This is a genomic window from Providencia sp. AGC89, assembly GCF_053543535.1.
Genome location: NZ_JBIXLP010000054.1, coordinates 1 through 336, shown reverse-complemented (window position 1 = coordinate 336; position 336 = coordinate 1). Strand labels below are relative to the sequence as shown.

The 336-nt window shown below is 39.0% G+C and carries 1 pseudogene; it reads right to left on the bottom strand.

The features are described from left to right. A pseudogene (locus ACIPUA_RS08230) lies at positions 1 to 336 on the bottom strand (ParB family protein); the annotation flags it as partial.

Below are 336 nucleotides of genomic sequence, written 5' to 3'. Positions count from 1 at the left end.
TTTCAATATCAGTAACTAAGACCGAAAGTCCAACATTACACAGCAATGCTGCAGCTCTTCGTCTTGAACCATCCAAAATTTCAATTTTTCCATCTATTCGATGCCCAATCGCGGGGAAAAATTGTTGCAGACGAATTGTACGCGTAATATCAACAAGTGACTCTGGCGTTAACGCATTTTGGTCACGCCCATTCATTTGAAATCGAACAAACGTTTTATCCGCTAATTCATCAGCTGGAATATCCGTCAAATAAAAAATGGCTGACTTGCCTGATTTAAGTACAAAGCGTTGTGAATGTTTTTGGTCTGTTGTTAAATGCGTTAATGTTGATGCAC